General features: G+C 68.1%; 16 protein-coding genes. 11 read left to right on the top strand and 5 right to left on the bottom strand.

Going from position 1 to position 18,435, the window contains the following annotated elements:
* Positions 1-9: 9 nt before the first annotated feature.
* The 3 genes from ftsA (at position 10) to lpxC (ending at position 3,768) form a co-directional block, all read left to right on the top strand.
* Positions 10-1,245 carry a cell division protein FtsA gene (ftsA, locus tag F0415_RS06730; protein ID WP_149860439.1) on the top strand — a complete coding sequence of 412 codons (1,236 nt, stop codon included), beginning with the start codon at positions 10-12 and terminating at the stop codon, positions 1,243-1,245.
* Between the two features lie 81 nt (positions 1,246-1,326).
* Positions 1,327-2,553, top strand: coding sequence for a cell division protein FtsZ (gene ftsZ, locus F0415_RS06725; protein WP_149860438.1), 1,227 nt, complete (start codon positions 1,327-1,329; stop codon positions 2,551-2,553).
* 303 nt (positions 2,554-2,856) lie between these two features.
* Entirely contained in the window at positions 2,857-3,768 is a 912-nt protein-coding gene (gene lpxC / locus F0415_RS06720) for a UDP-3-O-acyl-N-acetylglucosamine deacetylase (protein ID WP_149860437.1), read from the top strand.
* Between the two features lie 102 nt (positions 3,769-3,870).
* On the opposite strand, the gene F0415_RS06715 is transcribed toward lpxC, so the two are convergent.
* A complete protein-coding gene (locus F0415_RS06715; protein ID WP_188310315.1) occupies positions 3,871-4,356 on the bottom strand; it encodes a DciA family protein in 486 nt (161 codons plus the stop codon).
* 1 nt (position 4,357) lies between these two features.
* On the opposite strand from F0415_RS06715, the gene F0415_RS06710 reads away from it, so the two are divergent.
* The 3 genes from F0415_RS06710 (at position 4,358) to F0415_RS06700 (ending at position 9,132) form a co-directional block, all read left to right on the top strand.
* Positions 4,358-5,269, top strand: a complete 912-nt coding sequence (locus F0415_RS06710; RefSeq protein WP_246149905.1) for a M23 family metallopeptidase — start codon at positions 4,358-4,360, stop codon at positions 5,267-5,269.
* Between the two features lie 140 nt (positions 5,270-5,409).
* A complete protein-coding gene (gene secA, locus F0415_RS06705) occupies positions 5,410-8,157 on the top strand; it encodes a preprotein translocase subunit SecA (RefSeq protein ID WP_149860434.1) in 2,748 nt (915 codons plus the stop codon).
* 18 nt (positions 8,158-8,175) lie between these two features.
* Positions 8,176-9,132 carry a Nudix family hydrolase gene (locus tag F0415_RS06700; protein WP_149860433.1) on the top strand — a complete coding sequence of 319 codons (957 nt, stop codon included), beginning with the start codon at positions 8,176-8,178 and terminating at the stop codon, positions 9,130-9,132.
* Between the two features lie 45 nt (positions 9,133-9,177).
* Here the strand turns inward: F0415_RS06700 and coaE are convergent, their stop codons facing one another.
* Genes coaE through pilB form a run of 4 tightly spaced genes read right to left on the bottom strand, consistent with a single transcriptional unit; the run spans position 9,178 to position 13,639 of the window.
* Positions 9,178-9,804: a dephospho-CoA kinase gene (gene coaE, locus F0415_RS06695; protein WP_149860432.1), complete on the bottom strand. Its 627-nt coding sequence runs from the start codon at positions 9,802-9,804 to the stop codon at positions 9,178-9,180.
* Between the two features lie 4 nt (positions 9,805-9,808).
* Positions 9,809-10,675: a prepilin peptidase gene (locus tag F0415_RS06690; protein WP_149860431.1), complete on the bottom strand. Its 867-nt coding sequence runs from the start codon at positions 10,673-10,675 to the stop codon at positions 9,809-9,811.
* A gap of 6 nt (positions 10,676-10,681) precedes the next feature.
* Complete coding sequence (locus tag F0415_RS06685; RefSeq protein ID WP_149860430.1) at positions 10,682-11,935, bottom strand: type II secretion system F family protein; 1,254 nt, start codon at positions 11,933-11,935, stop codon at positions 10,682-10,684.
* 3 nt (positions 11,936-11,938) lie between these two features.
* A complete protein-coding gene (pilB, locus tag F0415_RS06680; RefSeq protein WP_425457834.1) occupies positions 11,939-13,639 on the bottom strand; it encodes a type IV-A pilus assembly ATPase PilB in 1,701 nt (566 codons plus the stop codon).
* 175 nt (positions 13,640-13,814) lie between these two features.
* Between pilB and F0415_RS06675 the strand changes: the two genes are divergently transcribed.
* From F0415_RS06675 to F0415_RS06655, 5 genes are read left to right on the top strand one after another with little or no spacing between them, the layout of a single operon-like run.
* Positions 13,815-14,693: a glycosyltransferase family 2 protein gene (locus tag F0415_RS06675; RefSeq protein ID WP_149860428.1), complete on the top strand. Its 879-nt coding sequence runs from the start codon at positions 13,815-13,817 to the stop codon at positions 14,691-14,693.
* Positions 14,690-15,508 carry a class I SAM-dependent methyltransferase gene (locus F0415_RS06670; protein WP_149860427.1) on the top strand — a complete coding sequence of 273 codons (819 nt, stop codon included), beginning with the start codon at positions 14,690-14,692 and terminating at the stop codon, positions 15,506-15,508. The genes F0415_RS06675 and F0415_RS06670 overlap by 4 nt, the downstream gene beginning before the upstream one ends.
* On the top strand, positions 15,505-16,473 hold the full coding sequence (locus F0415_RS06665) for a lysylphosphatidylglycerol synthase domain-containing protein (RefSeq protein ID WP_149860426.1): 969 nt from the start codon (positions 15,505-15,507) through the stop codon (positions 16,471-16,473). Before F0415_RS06670 ends, F0415_RS06665 begins: the two co-directional genes overlap by 4 nt.
* Entirely contained in the window at positions 16,457-17,284 is an 828-nt protein-coding gene (locus tag F0415_RS06660) for a class I SAM-dependent methyltransferase (protein WP_149860425.1), read from the top strand. The genes F0415_RS06665 and F0415_RS06660 overlap by 17 nt, the downstream gene beginning before the upstream one ends.
* A complete protein-coding gene (locus tag F0415_RS06655; protein WP_149860424.1) occupies positions 17,281-18,426 on the top strand; it encodes a glycosyltransferase family 4 protein in 1,146 nt (381 codons plus the stop codon). Before F0415_RS06660 ends, F0415_RS06655 begins: the two co-directional genes overlap by 4 nt.
* Positions 18,427-18,435 lie beyond the last annotated feature (9 nt).

The following is an 18,435-nucleotide window of genomic DNA, read 5'->3' as shown; positions in this document are numbered from 1 at the left end:
TGCGTGATGATGAACCGCAAGGGTGACAAGTCGTTGATCGTCGGCCTGGACATCGGCACCTCCAAGGTGACGGCGCTGGTGGGCGAATACGAGCCCGGGCATGAGATCGAAGTGATCGGCATCGGCAGCCACGAGTCGCGCGGGATGAAGCGCGGCGTGGTGGTGGACATCGAGTCCACGGTGCAGTCCATCCAGCGCGCCGTCGAGGAAGCCGAGCTGATGGCCGGCTGCGAGATCCGCTCGGTCTACGCCAGCATCAGCGGCAGCCACACCCAGTGCCGCAATTCGCCGGGCATCGTGCCGGTAGCCGGCGGCGAAGTGACCTATGCCGACCTGGACCGGGTGCTGGAGGCGGCCAAAGCGGTGGCGGTGCCGGCCGACCAGCGCATCCTGCACGCCATCCCGCAGGAATACATCGTCGACAACTCCCAGGAAGGCATCCGCAATCCGGTCGGGATGAGCGGCGTGCGTCTGGAGGTGCGCGCCCACCTGGTGACCTGCGCGCAATCGGCCGCCACCAACGTCAGCAAGTGCGTGCAGCGCTGCGGATTGCAGGTGGACGACCTGATCCTCGGTTCGCTGGCCTCGAGCACGGCGGTGTTGACCCGCGACGAGAAGGAGCTGGGCGTGGTTCTGGTGGACATCGGCGCCGGCACCACCGACATCGCGGTGTTCGTGCAGGGCGCGATCCGCCACAGCGCCTGCCTGCCGATCGCCGGCGACCAGGTCACCAACGACATCGCCCACCTGCTGCGCACGCCGACCCCCGAGGCCGAACAGATCAAGGTGCGCTACGCCTGCGCCCTGGCCCAGCTGGCCACCGCCGAGGAGTCCATCCAGGTGCCCAGCGTCGGCGACCGGCCGCCGCGCCGGCTGGCCCGGCAGGCGCTCGCCGAGGCGGTGCAGAACCGTTACGAGGAAATCTTCGAGATGGTCCAGGCCGAGCTGCGCCGCTCCGGCTTCGAGGAACTGGTGCGCGCCGGCCTGGTGCTCACCGGTGGTTCCTCGCGCATGGAGGGCGTGGTCGAACTGGCCGAGGAAATGCTGCACATGCCGGTGCGTGTCGGCATTCCCCAGCACGTTGCCGGCCTGGGCGAGGTGGTCGGCAATCCGGTGCACGCCACCGGCGTCGGCCTGCTGCTGTGGGGCGCCCAGATCGAGCACCCGCGGCGGCCGTCGCTGACGGTCGGCAAGGCCGCCAACCTTTGGACGAAGTTCAAGAACTGGTACCGCGGTGAGTTCTGAACAGAGTCGTTTCACGCAAGCAAGGCTGGACAAGAAGAACTACAGCAAACCCCCTGGAATCGAATCACGGAGGACGAGGACATGGCACATTTCGAACTGATCGAGAAGCTGGCACCCAATGCGGTGATCAAGGTGATAGGCGTGGGCGGCGGCGGCGGCAATGCCGTGGCGCACATGGTCAACGCCGGGGTCGAGGGCGTCGAGTTCATCACCGCCAACACCGACGCCCAGGCCATCAAGCAGTGCGGCGCCAAGCTGCAGCTGCAGCTTGGCGGCAACGTCACCAAGGGCCTGGGCGCGGGCGCCAACCCCGAGGTCGGCCGCCAGGCCGCCCTGGAGGACCGCGAGCGTATCGTGGATGCGCTGGAGGGCGCCGACATGGTGTTCATCACCGCCGGCATGGGTGGCGGCACCGGCACCGGCGCGGCGCCGGTGGTGGCGCAGCTGGCCAAGGAGATGGGCATCCTGACCGTGGCCGTGGTCACCAAGCCGTTTCCGTTCGAGGGCCGCCGGCGCATGCAGGTGGCGCTCAAGGGCATCGAGGAGCTGAGCCACCACTGCGACTCGCTGATCACCATCCCCAACGAGAAGCTGATCACCGTGCTCGGCCGCCAGGCGACGATGATCCAGGCCTTCCGTGCCGCCAACGACGTCCTGCTGGGCGCCGTGAAGGGCATTGCCGACCTCATCGTCAGCCCCGGCCTGATCAACGTGGACTTCGCCGACGTGCGCACGGTGATGAGCGAGATGGGCCTGGCGATGATGGGAACCGGCGTGGCCCGCGGCGACGACCGCGCCCAGGCGGCGGCCGAGGCGGCGATCAGCAATCCGCTGCTGGACGAGGTCAACCTGTCCGGCGCCAACGGCGTATTGGTGAACATCACCGCCGGTCCGGATTTCACGATGGCCGAGTTCGACGAGATCGGCCGCACCATCGAGGAGTTCGCCTCGGAGGACGCCACGGTGGTGATCGGCACCTCGCTGGACGCCGACATGCAGGACGAGGTGCGGGTGACCGTGGTCGCCACCGGCCTGAACCGGGGCGCCCTGCGTCAGCCGGCCCGGACGGCGGAGCGGGAAGCGCCGGTTCAGCGTCCCCCGGTCAAGCTGGTGCGCACCGGTACCGGCGGTTTCGTGGACGCCGACGCCATGGCCAATGCGGCCGGTCCGGCCGTGGCGGCCGGCATGGGCTTGCGTGCCGGTCGCGGTACCGAGCCGGCGGCGGCTCCGGCCACCGCCCTGGGCGATCTGCCCTCGGACCACAGCTACCTGGATATCCCGGCGTTCCTGCGCCGGCAGGCGGACTGAGGTTTCGGGCCTCAGGCCGGGTCGACCAGCCCGGCGAACCGGCCGGCGGGACGCTGGCCGGAGCAGTACCCCTGCCGGCGTGGCCGGCGGGGTGTCCCCAGGGGGAGCAAGGCTTTGGCCCGCCGGAGGTACCGGCGGGCCGTTCTTGTCCCGGGGCGTATGGGCAGGAAGGACGAACGCTCAGTTTCGGCTGCGGATGTTGCAATAGTGCGACGATATCCACATTGTTAGGTTTTCGTTTAGCACACCGTGTGGTATGGTCGCCCCGATTTGCGCGCTCCTGCCCCGGAGACCGCCATAAAAATGATCAGACAGCGAACCCTCAAGAACGTCATCCGCGCCACCGGCGTCGGCCTTCACAGTGGCGAGAAGGTCTACATGACCCTGCGCCCGGCCGCGCCCGACACCGGCATCGTGTTCCGGCGCGTGGACTTCGACCAGCCGGTGGAAATCCTCGCCAAGGCCGAAAAGGTGGGCGACACCAGCCTGTGCACCGCCCTGGTGGAGGGCAATGTCCGCGTGATGACCATCGAGCACCTGCTCTCGGCCATGGCCGGGCTGGGTATCGACAACGCCTACGTGGACCTGTCCACGGCCGAGGTGCCGATCATGGATGGCTCGGCCGGCCCCTTCGTGTTCCTGTTGCAGTCGGCGGGCATCGAGGAACAGGACAAGCCCAAGCGCTTCATCCGCATCAAGAAAACGATCAAGGTCGAGGACGGCGACAAGTGGGCCCGCTTCGAGCCCTTCGAGGGCTTCAAGGTCGGTTTCACCATCGACTTCAACCACCCGATCTTCAACAAGGCCACCTCCAGCGCCGAGATCGATTTCTCGACCACCTCCTTCGTCAAGGAGGTCAGCCGGGCTCGCACCTTCGGTTTCATGAAGGACATCGAGTTCCTGCGCGAGCGCAACCTGGCCCTGGGCGGCTCCATGGACAACGCCATCGTCCTGGACGACTACCGGGTGCTCAACGAGGACGGCCTGCGCTACGAGGACGAGTTCGTCAAGCACAAGATCCTGGATGCCATCGGCGACCTCTACCTGCTGGGCCACAGCCTGATCGGCGCCTTCTACGGCTACAAGTCGGGCCACGCGCTCAACAACCTGCTGCTGCGCAAGCTGCTGGCCGACGCCTCGGCCTGGGAAGAGGTGACCTTCGAGGATCCCGCCCTCGCGCCGATCTCCTACACCCACCCGGCGCAGGCCGTCTGAGACCACCGTCACGCCCCTCATGCGGGCGCTTTGTGACGCAGTTCACGCTTTTTAACGCGATATTAACCCCCGATTAACGACACGCGCGTTCGCCGCGGGGCATCATGCGCCGTCGGTTTCGCCTTGACCCGAGGACGCCAGCCTCAGAAGCTGCGCCTTGAGCCCGGGGTCGGAAACCGAGTGGGCGGTGGCCCGCAGTGCATCGCGGACCGCCTCGGAAAGTGGTTTCGGCTGTCCGGATTCCGTGGGGAAGACGGGTTCCGGAGGCGCCACCTTCACCACCAGCGACCTGGCCTCGAGGCCGGCCGCGGCCGCCGCGTCCAGCAGGGCGTCGGCATGCAGCCGCAGCTTGGCTTTCCAGACCGGCGAGCTGACCAGAAAAACCAGTTTGTTTTCATCCACGTTGGCCAACCGGCACTGGTCGGCCAGGGTGGCGGGGAGACTCCGGCGCAGCATCGGGTCCAGCGCAGCCAGCCAACGGGCTCGCTCGACCAGACCGGCCAGTCCCGTTCCGGACAGCGCTTCCAGCGCCTGCCGGGGCAGGGGGGACGGGGCGGCGCCGCCGTATGGCTTGGATGGATCCGACATGATGAATGTCATCATCGCAGCAAACTTCCTCAAGGCGCCAAAAAAGCTCTCGTTCGACCAGCCGAAGGTCGTGGCGGCTGCCCTGGGAGGCCTGGCGCTGTTGCTGACCCTGGGCTTCGGCATCGGCTACCTGAGCCGCGGCGCCGACGGCGCTGCCAGGGCCGAGCTGGCCAGGCTGAGGGCGCAGGTGGACCAGCAGCAGCAGGCGCTGGACCAGGCCAGGGAAGAGGCCCAGTTGGAGATCAACGCGCTCGCGGCCCGGGTCGGTGAGCTGCAGGCCCAGGCCAACCGCCTCAATGCCCTGGGTGATCGCCTGACCCGGGTCGGCAAGCTCAAGGATGGCGAATTCAACTTCGCCGAACCTCCCGGTCAGGGTGGCGGCGAGGACGGCGAGGACCTTCCGGCCGGCGACCTTCTGGCCAGCCTGGATGCCCTGCAGGCCCAGTTCGATCATTCCGGGCGTCAGCTCTCCGTACTCGAGGCGCTGCTGTTCAACCAGAAGCTGGAGGAGGCACGGACCCCGGCCGGCATGCCCGCTGCCGGATACATCTCCTCGCATTACGGCACCCGCAGCGACCCCTTCGGGCGTGGTCGCGCCCACCATCGCGGCATTGACATAGACGCCAACCTCGGCGATCCGGTGGTCGCCGCGGCCGAAGGGGTGGTCAGCTTCTCCGGCTGGCGCAGCGGCTACGGCAATGTCGTCGAGATCGACCACGGCAACGGCTACAAGACCCTGTACGCCCACAACCAGGCCAACCTGGTGAAGGTGGGTGACGTCGTGCGGGCCGGCCAGCAGATCGCCAAGGTCGGCTCCACCGGCCGTTCCACCGGCTCGCACCTGCATTTCGAGGTCATCCTCAACGGCCGGCATGTAAATCCGCGCCAGTACCTGGACAAGGTACGCGGCTGACGGCTGAGCCTCGCGGGCGGGCTTGATAGTCCGCCCCCCGTCCCCACGTTAAACTAGCCGGCCGCGACGCCCAGTACGGGCAGCCGCGGCCGTTTCGTTCGCGCTGCGGCGCGCCAGCCCCTTTCCAACCGGCCCTCCCCATGCTCAACAGCCTGCTCACCCGCATCTTCGGCAGCCGTAACGACCGCCTGCTGCGCCAGTTCCAGAAGGACGTGGCCCGAATCAATGCCCTCGAGCCGGAGATGGAGAAGCTCGACGACGCCGCCTTGCGCGGCAAGACCGACGAGTTCCGCCGCCGTCTGCGGGAAGGCGCCAGCCTGGATTCCCTGTTGCCCGAGGCTTTCGCCGCCTGCCGGGAGGCCTCGCGCCGCGTCCTGGGCCTGCGTCACTACGACGTGCAGCTGATCGGCGGCATGGTGCTGCATTCCGGACGCATCGCCGAGATGCGCACCGGCGAGGGCAAGACCCTGGTGGCCACCCTGCCGACCTATCTCAACGCCCTGGCCGGCAAGGGCGTGCACGTGGTCACGGTGAACGATTACCTGGCCAAGCGCGACGCCGCCTGGATGGGCAAGGTGTACGAGTTCCTCGGCATGAGCGTCGGCGTGGTCTACCCGGGCATGCCGCATGCGGACAAGAAGGGCGCCTACGCCGCCGACATCACCTACGGCACCAACAACGAATTCGGCTTCGACTACCTGCGCGACAACATGGCCCTGGCCAGGGAGGACCGGTTCCAGCGGGGCCAGTTCTTCGCCATCGTGGACGAGGTGGACTCGATCCTGATCGACGAGGCCCGTACCCCGCTGATCATCTCCGGCCCGGCCGACGAATCGCCGGAGCTGTACGTCAAGGTGAACCGGATCGTGCCGAAGCTGGTCCGCCAGGAAACCGAGGACGGTGAGGGCGATTTCTGGGTTGACGAGAAGTCCAAGCAGGCGCATCTGTCCGAGCAGGGCATGGAGCGCGCCGAGGAACTGCTGAAGCAGGCCGGCATCATCGCTCCCGACGACAGCCTGTATTCCGGCCAGAACCTGGCCGTGGTGCACCACCTCAACGCCGCCCTGCGCGCGCATGCCATCTACCAGCGCGACGTGGACTACATCGTCCGCGATGGCGAGGTGATCATCGTCGACGAGTTCACCGGCCGCACCCTGCCGGGCCGCCGCTGGTCCGACGGCCTGCATCAGGCGGTCGAGGCCAAGGAAGGCGTGCCGATCCAGCGCGAGAACCAGACCCTCGCCTCGATCACCTTCCAGAACTACTTCCGCATGTACGAAAAGCTGGCCGGCATGACCGGCACGGCCGATACCGAAGCCTACGAGTTCCAGACCATCTATGGCCTGGAGGTGGTGGTGATCCCGACGCATCGGCCGATGATCCGCAAGGACATGCCGGACCTGGTCTACCTGGGCAAGGAAGCGAAGTTCAACGCCGTGATCGAGGATATCCGCGACTGTCATGGCCGCGGCCAGCCGGTACTGGTCGGCACCACCTCGATCGAAACCTCGGAACTGCTGTCGCGCAAGCTGCGCGAGGCCGGCATCCCGCACGAGGTGCTGAACGCCAAGCAGCACGAGCGCGAGGCGCAGATCGTTGCCCACGCCGGCCGTCCGAAGGCGGTGACCATTGCCACCAACATGGCCGGCCGCGGCACCGACATCGTGCTGGGCGGTTCGCTCGAGGCCGAACTGGCGGCCTTGGGTGAAGGCGCCAGCGAGACCGACCGTGCCCGGATCAAGGCCGAGTGGCAGAAGCGCCACGAGGAAGTGAAGGCTCTCGGCGGCCTGCACATCATCGGCACCGAGCGGCACGAAAGCCGCCGCATCGACAACCAGCTGCGCGGCCGTTCCGGCCGCCAGGGCGACCCGGGCTCCTCGCGCTTCTACCTGTCGCTCGAGGACAACCTCATGCGCATCTTCGCTTCCGACTGGGTGCAGAAGGCGATGCGCGGGATGGGCATGAAGGAGGACGACGTCATCGAGTCGGCGCTGGTGACCAAGCAGATCGCCAACGCCCAGCGCAAGGTCGAAGCGCACAACTTCGACATCCGCAAGAATCTGCTGGAGTTCGATGACGTCGCCAACGACCAGCGCAAGGTCGTGTACCAGCAGCGCAACGAGCTGCTGGAGTCGGAATCCGTGCACGACGCCATCGAGGCGATCCGGGACGATGTTCTCACCGAGGTGGTGCGCAGGCACGTGCCCGCGGAATCCATAGACGAGCAATGGGACCTGCCGGCTCTCGAGCGGAATCTCGTGGACGACTTCGGTCTGCAGCTGGATCTGCAGGGCATGTTGCGCGACAACGAGGAGCTGGACGCCGACGGCGTGCTGGAGGCGGTGCTGGAAGCCGGCCGCAAGCTCTACGCCGACAAGGAGGCCCAGCTCGGCGCCGAGATGATGCGGCATCTGGAAAAGCACCTGATGCTGAACGTGCTCGACCAGAACTGGAAGGAACACTTGGCGCGCATGGACTACCTGCGCCAGGGCATCCACCTGCGCGGCTATGCCCAGAAGCAGCCCAAGCAGGAGTACAAGCGCGAAAGCTTCGAGCTGTTCACCGAGATGCTGGACAAGGTGAAGTTTCAGGTGACGTCCTTGCTGGCGAGGGTGCGCATCCGCAGCGAGGAGGAGGTGGCTGCGATGGAAGCGGCCGAGCGCCAACGTCAGGAGGCCCGCGCCCGGCGCATGCAGTTCCAGCATCCGGAAACCGGCGGCTATGGCACCGACGAAGAGGCCGAACAGGCCAAGGCCCTGGCCGCGCAGGGGCAGGGCGTACTGGCCGCACAGCCGGTCACCCGCGAGGGCCCGAAGATCGGCCGCAACGATCCGTGTCCTTGCGGCAGCGGCAAGAAGTACAAGCAATGCCACGGCCGGCTGGCCTGAGCCGGCTCCCTGGAACGGATGCCCCCTGATCGATCTCCCCCACCGGTGCACGTGGCCGCGGCGGTCCTGCGGGACGCGCGTGGCCGGGTTCTGCTGGCCCGCCGCACCGCCGGCCGCGATCTGGCCGGGTTGTGGGAGTTCCCCGGCGGCAAGGTGGAGCCTGGCGAAAGCCCGATCCAGGCTCTGGAGCGGGAGCTGGCCGAGGAACTGGGTATCCGCGTCCGGGGCGCCAAGCCCCTGATTGCCGTGCCCCAGCGCTATCCGGACAAACGCATCGTCCTGGACGTGTACGAGGTGCCGGCCTTTGCCGGTACCGCCCGTGGCCTGGAGAAGCAGGCCCTGGCCTGGGCCCCGCCGGAGAAGCTGGCCGCCTACCCCATGCCGCCGGCCGACCGGCCGGTGGTGGCGGCGCTGACCGCGCCCTCGCGCTACCTGATCACCCCCGAACCGGAAGGGGACCACGTTGCCTACCTCGCCAGCCTGGAAAAGGCCCTGGCCGGCGGCGTCCGGCGGGTGCAGCTGCGGGCCAGGTCCCTTGACCCGGCGCGCTTCGCCAACCTGGCCCGCGAGGTCCTGGCGCGTTGCCGGGTGCGCGGCGCCGAACTGCTGCTCAACGGCTCGCCGGAACTGGCGGCCGCCCTGGGCACCGGCGTGCACCTGCGGGCCGCGCAACTGATGGCGCTGTCGGAGCGCCCGCTCCCGCCGCAACTGCCCGTGGCGGCGTCCTGCCACGATGCCGCCGAGCTGGCCCAGGCCGAGCGCCTGGGCCTGGATTTCGTCGTGCTGGGTCCGGTGCGGGCCACCGAGAGCCACCCCGGCGCCAAGCCGCTGGGCTGGGACCGTTTCCGCGCCCTGCGCGAGCAGGTATCGCTGCCTATCTATGCCCTGGGTGGCATGAAGCCCGCTGACGTGGCCACGGCCCGACGGAACGGCGCGCAGGGCATCGCGGCGATCCGCGGCCTGTGGCCGAAGTAGCCGGCCCCGATAACCCCGGTCCGACCCAGGGCTCGGAGTCGGGGCTCAGGCCCGGGTTGCGGTTGGCCGTTGCGCGGACAGGTAGCGGGCGTGCAGGCGTCCGACGGCGGCCCGCAGGTCTGCCGGCGAGCCGTCGTTGACGATCACGTCGTCGGCCAGGGCCAGGCGCTGGGCCCGGCTGGCCTGGGCGGCGATCATGCGCTGCGCAAGTCCGGCCTCGATGCCGTCGCGGGCCCGCAGGCGGGCCGTCTGCACGGCTTCCGGCACGTCCACCACCAGAACCCGGTCAAGCCAGGGGTAGGCCGCACGGCCGCCGCCCTCGGCCAGCAGCGGAATGGCCACCACGACGTAGGGCCCAGGGGCCTGGGCGCACTCCACCTTCAGCCTCTCCCGGATACGGGGATGCAGCAGACCCTCCAGCCGCTTGCGTGCCACCGGGTCGGCGAAGACCCGCTGGCGCATCGTCGCCCGGTCCAGTCGGCCGTCGGGCTGCAGCACCTCCGGGCCGAACGCGGCCACCACCTCGGCCAGGGCCGGCTGGCCAGGCTCGACCACGACGCGCGCCGCCAGGTCGGCGTCGGCGACGTGCACGCCCAGGTCGGCGAAGGCCTGGCAGGCGGCCGACTTGCCCGAGGCCACCCCGCCGGTGACGGCGATCACCCGGTCGGCCACGGCCTCAGCCCAGGCCGACCCAGGCCCGGTAGGCCTGCAGGATCTCCGCACCCCACATGAACTGGATCCAGCCGGCGATGGCCAAGAAGGGGCCGTAGGGGATCGGCGTGGCCCGGTCGCGGCCGCGCAGGGCCAGCCAGGCGCCGCCGATCAGCGCACCCACCACGGCCGAGATCAGCACGATCGGCAGGATGCCGGCCAGGCCGCACCAGGCGCCCAGGGCGGCCAGCAGCTTGAAGTCGCCGTAGCCCATGCCTTCCTTGCCGGTCAGCAGCTTGAACAGCCAGTACACGCTCCACAGGCTGAGGTAGCCCGCGGTCGCTCCCAGGATGGCCTGCACCGGCGTCACGAACATCGTCATCAGCGACAGCAGCAGGCCCAGCCAGAGCAGCACGTAGTTGAGGGTGTCCGGCAACAGGGTGGTGCGCAGGTCTATGCCGGCCAGGACGATCAGCAGGCAGGTGAAAACGACGGCCGCCAGCGCCTCCTGGCCCGGCCCGAAGCGCAGCACGCAGGCGGCGAACAGCAGGCCGGTCAGCAGTTCCACGAAGGGGTATTGCCAGGAGATGGCCGTGCCGCAGCCGCGGCAGCGGCCGCGCAGCATCAGGAAGCTCAGCAGCGGGATGTTCTCCCAGGGTGCCAGCTTGTGCCCGCATTTCGGGCAGGCCGAACGCTCGACGACGATACCGGGCGGGGCGGGGTCGTATTGCTCCGGGAGTTCCAGCAGCTCGCGCGCCTGCCGCCGCCAGTCCCACTCCAGCCTGCGCGGCAGACGCAGGATCACCACGTTGAGAAAACTGCCGGCCACCAGGCCGAACACGAAGGCAAGGGCCGCCGCGCGGGCGGCCGTATCGAACCAGTAGTCGAGCATCTGTCCTCAGCCGACCGTGGCGGCCAGCTTGAAGATGGGCAGGTACATGCCCACCACCATGCCGCCGACCAACACACCGATGACCACCATGATGAAGGGCTCGATCAGGCTGGCCAGGGCATCCACCGAGTTGTTCACTTCCTGCTCGTAGAACTCGGCCACCTTCAGCAGCATGGTGTCCAGGGCGCCGGATTCCTCGCCGATGGCGGTCATGGACACCACCATGTGCGGGAACAGGTTGACCTGTTTCATGGCGACGTTCAGCTGGTAGCCCACGGCCACGTCGTCGCGGATGCGCAGCACTGCCTCGTTGTAGACGATCGAGCCGGTGGCGCCACCGACCGTTTCCAGCGCCTCGACCAGGGGCACGCCGGCCTTGAAGGTCAGGGCGAGGGTGCGGGCGAAGCGGGCGATGGCCGACTGGTGCAGGATCATGCCGATGACCGGAACCTTCAGCAGCAGGCGGTCAACCGCCCGTTCCATCGCCGGCGATCGCTTGTAGATGAAGATGAAGGCCGCCAGTGCGCCGACGACGATGCCCAGCACCGCCCACCACCATTCGGTCAGGAAGCGGGAGGCGTTGACGATCATCTGGGTGAAGGCCGGCAGGTCGGCGCCGAAGCCCTTGAACACGTCCTCGAACTGCGGCACCACGTAGATCAGCAGCACCGCGCTGACCAGGATGGCCACCGCGATCACCGCCGCCGGGTAGAACAGCGCCTTCTTGATCTTGCCCTTCAGCGCCTCGGTGCGTTCCTTGTAGGTGGCCACCGTGTCCAGGATGGTGTCCAGCACGCCGGCGCTCTCGCCCGCCTTGGTCAGGTTGCGGTACAGGGAGTCGAACTGCACCGGATGCCGGGCCATGGCCTCGCTGAGCGAGCTGCCGCCGGCGATGGCGTCGCGGATGTCGTTGAGCATGTCCCGCATGCGCGGGTTCTTCTGGCCGCTGGCCAGGATTTCGAAGGACTGCACCATGGGCACGCCGGCCTGCAGCATGGTGGCGATCTGCCGGCTGAAGACGGCGATGTCCTGCGAGGTGATGGCCTTGCCGGCGGCGCCGAACAGGGGCTTGCTCTTGGCCCGCACCACCGTCGGGTTGATGCCTTGCTTGCGCAGTTCGGCCTTGAGCAGGTTGGCGTTCTTCGAGGCGCTTTCGCCCTTCATCTTGACGCCGCGCTTGTCGGTGCCCTCCCAGACGAATTGCTGGAGCGGATTGGTGCGCGCAGCGGGGGGATTCTTCGCGGCAGCAGTCGTCGCCATGGCTTAGTCCTTGGTCACGCGGTTGATTTCGGCCAAGCTGGTGACGCCCTGCTTGACCTTCCAGAGGGCCGACTGGCGCAGGTTGCGGACGCCGGCGGCCTGGGCCGCCTCGGCGATCTGCAGCGCGTTGCCGCCCTCGAGAATGATGCGCTGGATGCCCTCGGCCATGGGCATGACTTCATAGATACCGACACGCCCCTTGTAGCCGTCGTTGCAATCGTCGCAGCCGACCGGCTCGTATACGGTGAAGCCGGCGGCGATTTCTTCCGGGGTGAAGCCTTCGGCCAGCAGGGCGTTCTCGGGCAGCTGGATCGGCCGTTTGCAGCTGTTGCACAGGCGCCTTGCCAGGCGCTGGGCGATGACCAGGGTGACCGAGCTGGTGATGTTGTAGGGGGCGATGCCCATGTTCATCAGGCGGCTGACCGTCTGGGCGGCATCGTTGGTATGCAGGGTGCTCAGCACCAGGTGGCCGGTCTGGGCGGCCTTGACCGCGATCTCGGCGGTTTCCAGGTCGCGGATCTCGCCGACCATGATCACGTCCGGGTCCTGGCGCAGGAAGCTGCGCAGAGCGGCCGCGAAGGTCATGCCCTTCTTCGGGTTCATCTGCACCTGGTTGATGCCGGGGACGCGGATTTCCACCGGATCCTCGGCGGTGCTGATGTTGCGCTCCTCGGTGTTGAGAATGTTCAGGCCGGTGTACAGGGACACCGTCTTGCCCGAACCGGTGGGGCCGGTGACCAGGATCATGCCGTAGGGCTTGGCGAGGGCGTCCAGGTAGAGCTGCTTCTGGTCGTCCTCGTAACCCAGCTTGTCGATGCCCAGCTTGGCGGCGCCGCCGTCCAGCAGGCGCAACACCACCTTCTCGCCGAACAGGGTGGGGCAGGTGGACACGCGGAAGTCCATCTGCTTGGTCTTGCTCAGGTTCAGCTTGATGCGACCGTCCTGGGGCAGGCGGCGCTCGGCGATGTCCAGCGAGGACATCACTTTCAGGCGGGCGGTGATGCGCGGATGCAGCTTGACCGGCGCCTTGGCCACCGTGCGCAGGATGCCGTCCATGCGCAGGCGCACCCGGTACTCGTTCTCGTAGGGCTCGAAATGGATGTCGGAAGCGCCGCGCTTGATGGAATCCACCAGGATCTTGTTGACGAAGCGGACCACCGGAGTGTCGTCGCCGCCCTTGGCATCGGCCAGGTTGTCGGCCGGCTCGTCGTCGCCGGCGCTGGCTTCGAGGTTCTCCAGGCCCTCGTCGCCCTCCATGTTCTGGTCGAAGCTGTCGCCGGCGGTCAGGGCCAGTTCGATGGTCCGGCGCAAGCGGTCGTCGTCCACCAGGATCGGTTCGACGGTGAGGTTGGCGGCGAACTTGATGTCGTCCAGGGCGCGGGTGTTGGTGGGATCGGAGATGCCGACGAACAGCCGGTTGCCGCGCTTGAACAGCGGCAGGGCGTGGTGCTTGGTGATCAGCTCCTCGCTGACCAGCTTGACCGCCGACTGGGCCAGGTCCAGGGCCGATGCGTCGAACAGCGGCATGCCGAACTCGATCGCGTTGGCGGCGGCCAGTTGGGCCGCGCTGACCAGCTTCTTCTCCACCAGGTATTGGGCGATCGGCTTGCGGGCCTTGCCGGCCTCCTCCATGGCGGCGCGCGCGTCCGCCTCGGCCAGGTGCCCGTCCAGCACCAGCCGCCGGGCGATCCCGGTGATGCCCATCAAGTTGGCCGTCACGTTGGCGTTCACGCTTTCTCCCCCACGCTACCTCCCCCGGGGCGCGCCATGGCCCCAACTCTACCCCAAAACGACCTTCCGGCCAGCCCCGGGGGGCCGGCCGGGTGCCCCGGGCAGCCTTGTGTGTAAAGTAGGCGGGCTCCGCCCCGATGAGGCCCGCATGCGAATCAGCGTCATCCTGCCGGCAAAGAACGAGGCCGAGGGCCTGCGCCGGACATTGCCGGCCCTGGCCCGCACACTGCCGGAGGCCGAGGTGATCGTGGTGGACGACGGCTCTGCCGACGAAACCGCCGCGGTGGCCCGGGAGCTGGGCGCCCGGGTGCTGAGCTCGCCCTATTCGATGGGCAACGGCGCCGCCATCAAGCGCGGGGCCCGGGCGGCCAGCGGCGAGGTGCTGGTGTTCATGGATGCCGACGGCCAGCACGACCCCGCCCACATTCCGGCCCTGTTGGCCCGCCTGGACGAGGGTTACGACATGGTGGTGGGCGCCCGGGACGGTCGCGGCCAGGCCAACCTTGGCCGCGGTCTGGCCAATGCCTTCTACAACCGCCTGGCCAGCTGGATGACCGGGCACCGGATAGAGGATCTGACCTCGGGATTCAGGGCGGTTCGGGCGGAACGCTTCCGCGAGTTCCTGCACCTGTTGCCCAACGGCTTCTCCTACCCGACCACCAGCACCATGGCCTTCTTCCGCAGCGCCTACCCGGTGGCCTACGTGCCGGTGCGGGTGGACCGGCGCGTGGGCACGGCCAGCCATATCCGGCCGCTGCGGGACGGGCTGAGGTTCCTGCTGATCATCTTCAAGATTGCGACGCTGTACTCGCCCCTGAAGCTGTTCCTGCCCACAGCGGCGCTCTTCTTCCTTACCGGCCTGGCGTACTACGCCTATACCTTCGCGACCCAGCACCGCTTCACCAACATGAGCATGCTCCTGTTCAGTGCCGCGGTGATCGTGTTCCTGATCGGGCTCATCTCCGAGCAGATCACTTCGCTGACGTACAACCGTGGCGATTCCGGCGGCGACGCGGGGAAGGCATGACCGAGGACCCGAGGCACCGATCCGCCGCCCGCTGGTCGCCACTGTTCGGCCTGGTGGCGCCATCGATAGGTTGGGTTCCTCCAATTCGTTACCTGCTCAGGCGGCGGCGCATCCTCCGCCTGCTGGGCAATCGGCCGCCGATGCGCATGGTGGAGGTCGGTTGCGGCGGGGGTGCGCTGCTGACCGACTTCTCCCGGGCAGGGCATGAAGTGACGGGAGTGGAGTCGTCACCGCGCGCCCTGGCCCTCGCCAGGGCAGTCGCGCAGGCTAGTGGCGTCAGCCAGCGGCTGTTGGCCCAGCCGGATGAATGCTGGGAGGAACGGTTCGATATCGCCTGTGCCTTCGATGTGCTCGAGCACATCGAGGACGACGGCGCGGCCATCGACCAGTGGCTGTCCTGGGTGCGCCCCGGCGGCCTGCTCTGTCTCTCCGTGCCGGCCCACCGGCGAAGCTGGAGTGCCGGCGACGAATGGGCGGGGCACTACCGCCGCTACGACCGCCAAGACCTACTCGGGTTGCTGGCGGCGCGCGGACTGCGGATCGAGCATTTCGAATGCTACGGGTTCCCGCTGGCCAACCTCACAGAGTGGGTGGGCGTCCGGACCTATCGCCGTCTCCTGGCAGAACGCTCTGCGGACGTCAGCCGCAAGGATGCGACCGCCGGCAGCGGTGTCGACCACCGGGATACCGGGCTGTTCCGCCGGCTCGATACGTTTCCCGGCCGGCTTGGCCTGCGCGCGGCGATGCTCCTGCAGGCGGCCTTCGCCCGTACCGACCTCGGCAGCGGTTACCTGGTCCTGGCCAGCAAGCCATGAAGTGGGTCTGGCGTGTCCTGGGCTGGTTGGTCGCGGCCGTGCTGGCCGCCTACTTCCTGTGGTTTGCCTCCCGGGCCTTGGACATCGCCAGGCTGCGCGAGCTCGCCACCTTGCCGGTTGTGGCCATGACGCTCGTCGCTGCCTTGCTCTACGCCTGCATCATTCCAGTGACGGCTTGGGCGTGGAAGGGCCTGCTGGCGCAGCAGGGGGAGGCGTGGAATGTCCGTCCGCTGGCGGCGCTCCTGGGGCGGCCGCAGCTGGCCAAGTACATCCCGGGCAATGTCGCCCAGCATGTCGGGCGCGCCTTCCTTTCGCTACGGGCGGGCATGGGCTTGCGGGTGTTCACCGTTACCGTCTTGCAGGAAAACGTGCTCGCGGTTGCCGCCAGCGTGCTGGTCGGACTCATTGCCCTGGCGCTTTCCCCCGGCGGCCTGGCGCAGTTGCCGCCGGAGTCGCGGAGCTGGCTTTGGGGACTGGGCCTGGGACTGGCGGCGGCGGTGGTGATCCTTGCCAGCGTCAACCTGCCGCCGCATCGGCTGGCGAACAGCCCGTCGCGGCTCGCGCGGGCGCTGGCGCGGGTGGGCGGCCTTCCGGGCCCGAAGGCCGTCTTCTCTGCATTCGCGGCCTATTCGCTCAACTATGTGCTGATCGGCTTGGGCCTGTGGCTGCTGGCCCGGGTGGCCGGCATGCCGCCGGCGCTGGATCTGGCAGTTGCCACGGCGGTATTCGCGCTATCTTGGCTGCTCGGGTTCCTGGCGCCTGGCGCGCCGGCGGGCCTGGGTGTCCGGGAGGGCATCATGGTGTTGATCCTTGCGGAGACGGTTTCCGATCCGGACGCACTGGCCTTCGTGCTTCTCGCGCGCGTGGTCACGCTGATGGGGGATGCGATCATCTTCGTCGCAAGCCACGTAGCCATCCGGGGGCGGTTTCCGCAGGCGGGGAGCAGGGATGAAGCTGCAGCTTGAGCCAACCGGGGAACGATTGATCGAGGACGCCTACCTCGGCTCGGTCGGCGCCTACGTCATTTACCAGATGCACGCGGCCAGTTACGCGTTCGCCGAGCCCTACTGCCGGGGCGGGGACGTGCTCGACCTGGGCTGCGGGAGCGGCTACGGCACCTACCGCATCGCGGCCCTGGCCCGTTCCGCGGTCGGCGTGGACATCGCCGACGACGCGGTCGCCTTCGCCAGCACCCGGTACTCGGCCGGCAATCTCGGTTACCGGTCCATCAGGGCGAGCGAAGCGCTCCCTTTCGCCGATGCCTCTTTCGACACGGTGCTTTCCTTCCAGGTGATCGAGCACGTCCACGACGTTCGCGGCTACCTGCAGGAAGCCCGCCGCGTGCTCCGACCGGGTGGTGCCATGGTCATCATCACGCCGGACCGGAAGCATCGCCTGCTGCCAGGCCAGAAGCCGTGGAACCGCTGGCATCTCCGCGAGTACTCGCTGGAAGGCTTGGTCGAAGAGGTCGCGCCGGTGCTCGCCGTCGAGTCGCGCCTGCGGATGGGGGCGCCCGATGCCGTCGCCGTGCACGAACTGAAGCGGTACCGGTGGACGAAGTGGCTGACCCTGCCTATGACCCTGCCGTTCGTGCCCGAGCCGCTCCGGCGGTCCGGCCTGGATTTCCTGCACCGGATCAAGGGCCAGGGTAAACCTGTTTCCGCGACCGCCACGGGGCAGGCCACCGTGGACTACGGATTCGGTGAGGAGGCCTTCGTCTTCGCCGAGGACGCACCCAATTCGCTGAACGTCGTCGTGGTCGCCCGAAAGCAATGACGGAGCCCTCTCGCGTCCTGCACATTGCCGGGACCGGATTGCGCGGCAGCGGCTATCCGAACGCGACCCGCACGATCGCCATCCTGCGGGAACATCTCGGCGTGGAGGTCCGCGACCGGGCCCGCTGGCTCCCGGAGGGCACCGTGCTGTGGCGCCAGGCCAGCGGGAAGGCGTCTGCGCTGGCATTCCTGTTGAAGCTCGGCACCCTGAACGCGCTCGAAGCCCTTCGGGCGTTGGTCCGGGCAGGAACGCGATCGCGGATTTACGCGCCGTATCCGGCCATCTTCCTGCTGTGGTGGTTGTCCTGGGTGCCCAGGCGACTGCGGCCGAAGGTGATGGCCGATGCTTACGTGTCGCTCTGGGACTCCGCGTTTCGTGACCGTCGCGTGGGCAGGGAGTCCGGCCTGCTGTCCCGCCTGGTGCGCCGCTTCGAGGGACGCGCCTTGCGCGCCGCGCATTGCGTGCTGGTGGACACGGTGGCAAACCGCGAGCTGTACATCGCCGAGTTCGGCATAGCTCCCTCGCGCATCAGGGCGATCCCGCTGGCAATAGACCCCGTGGAGGTTCCGGCTCGCAGCAATGGGACCGATACGGACACGGGTGCGCTGAAGGTGCTGTTCATCGGCACCCTGGTCCCGCTGCACGGCATCCGGGTGGTGGCTGACGCAATCAGGCGCCTTGCCGGCGCCAGGGATCGTTTCGAGTTCACCATCGTGGGCGATGGCCAGGACGCCGAAGCCCTGGAGCAACTGAAGGCCGAAGGCGGCGGGCAGTTCACCTGGGTCCGCGGCTGGCAATCCATAGACGGCGTGCTCCGGCACATTGCGACCGCCGACCTGTGCCTGGGCGTTTTTGGCGGCGAAGGCAAGGCTGCCCGTGTCCTGCCGTTCAAGGTGTACCTGGCCCTGGCTGCCGGACGTGCCGTGGTGACGCAGGACAGCTACTCCCTTCCGGAGGGCATTCCCGACCCGCCGGTCCATGGCGTGGCGCCAGAGGGCGCGGCGCTGGCGCGCGCCCTGGAGGAGCTGGCGGGGGACAGGGCGAAGCTGCGGGCGCTCTCGGCGCAGGCCTTGGCTTACTACCGGGATTACCTTTCCGCCGACCGCATCGCCTGCAGCTGGCGCTCCTTGCTGGAAGGCTGAAGCCACCAA

This window comes from Arenimonas fontis (genome assembly GCF_008386465.1).
GTDB classification, from domain to species: Bacteria; Pseudomonadota; Gammaproteobacteria; order Xanthomonadales; family Xanthomonadaceae; genus Arenimonas; species Arenimonas fontis.
Note: the sequence above shows the minus strand (reverse complement) of the source record. Positions and strands in the feature narration are given on the sequence as shown.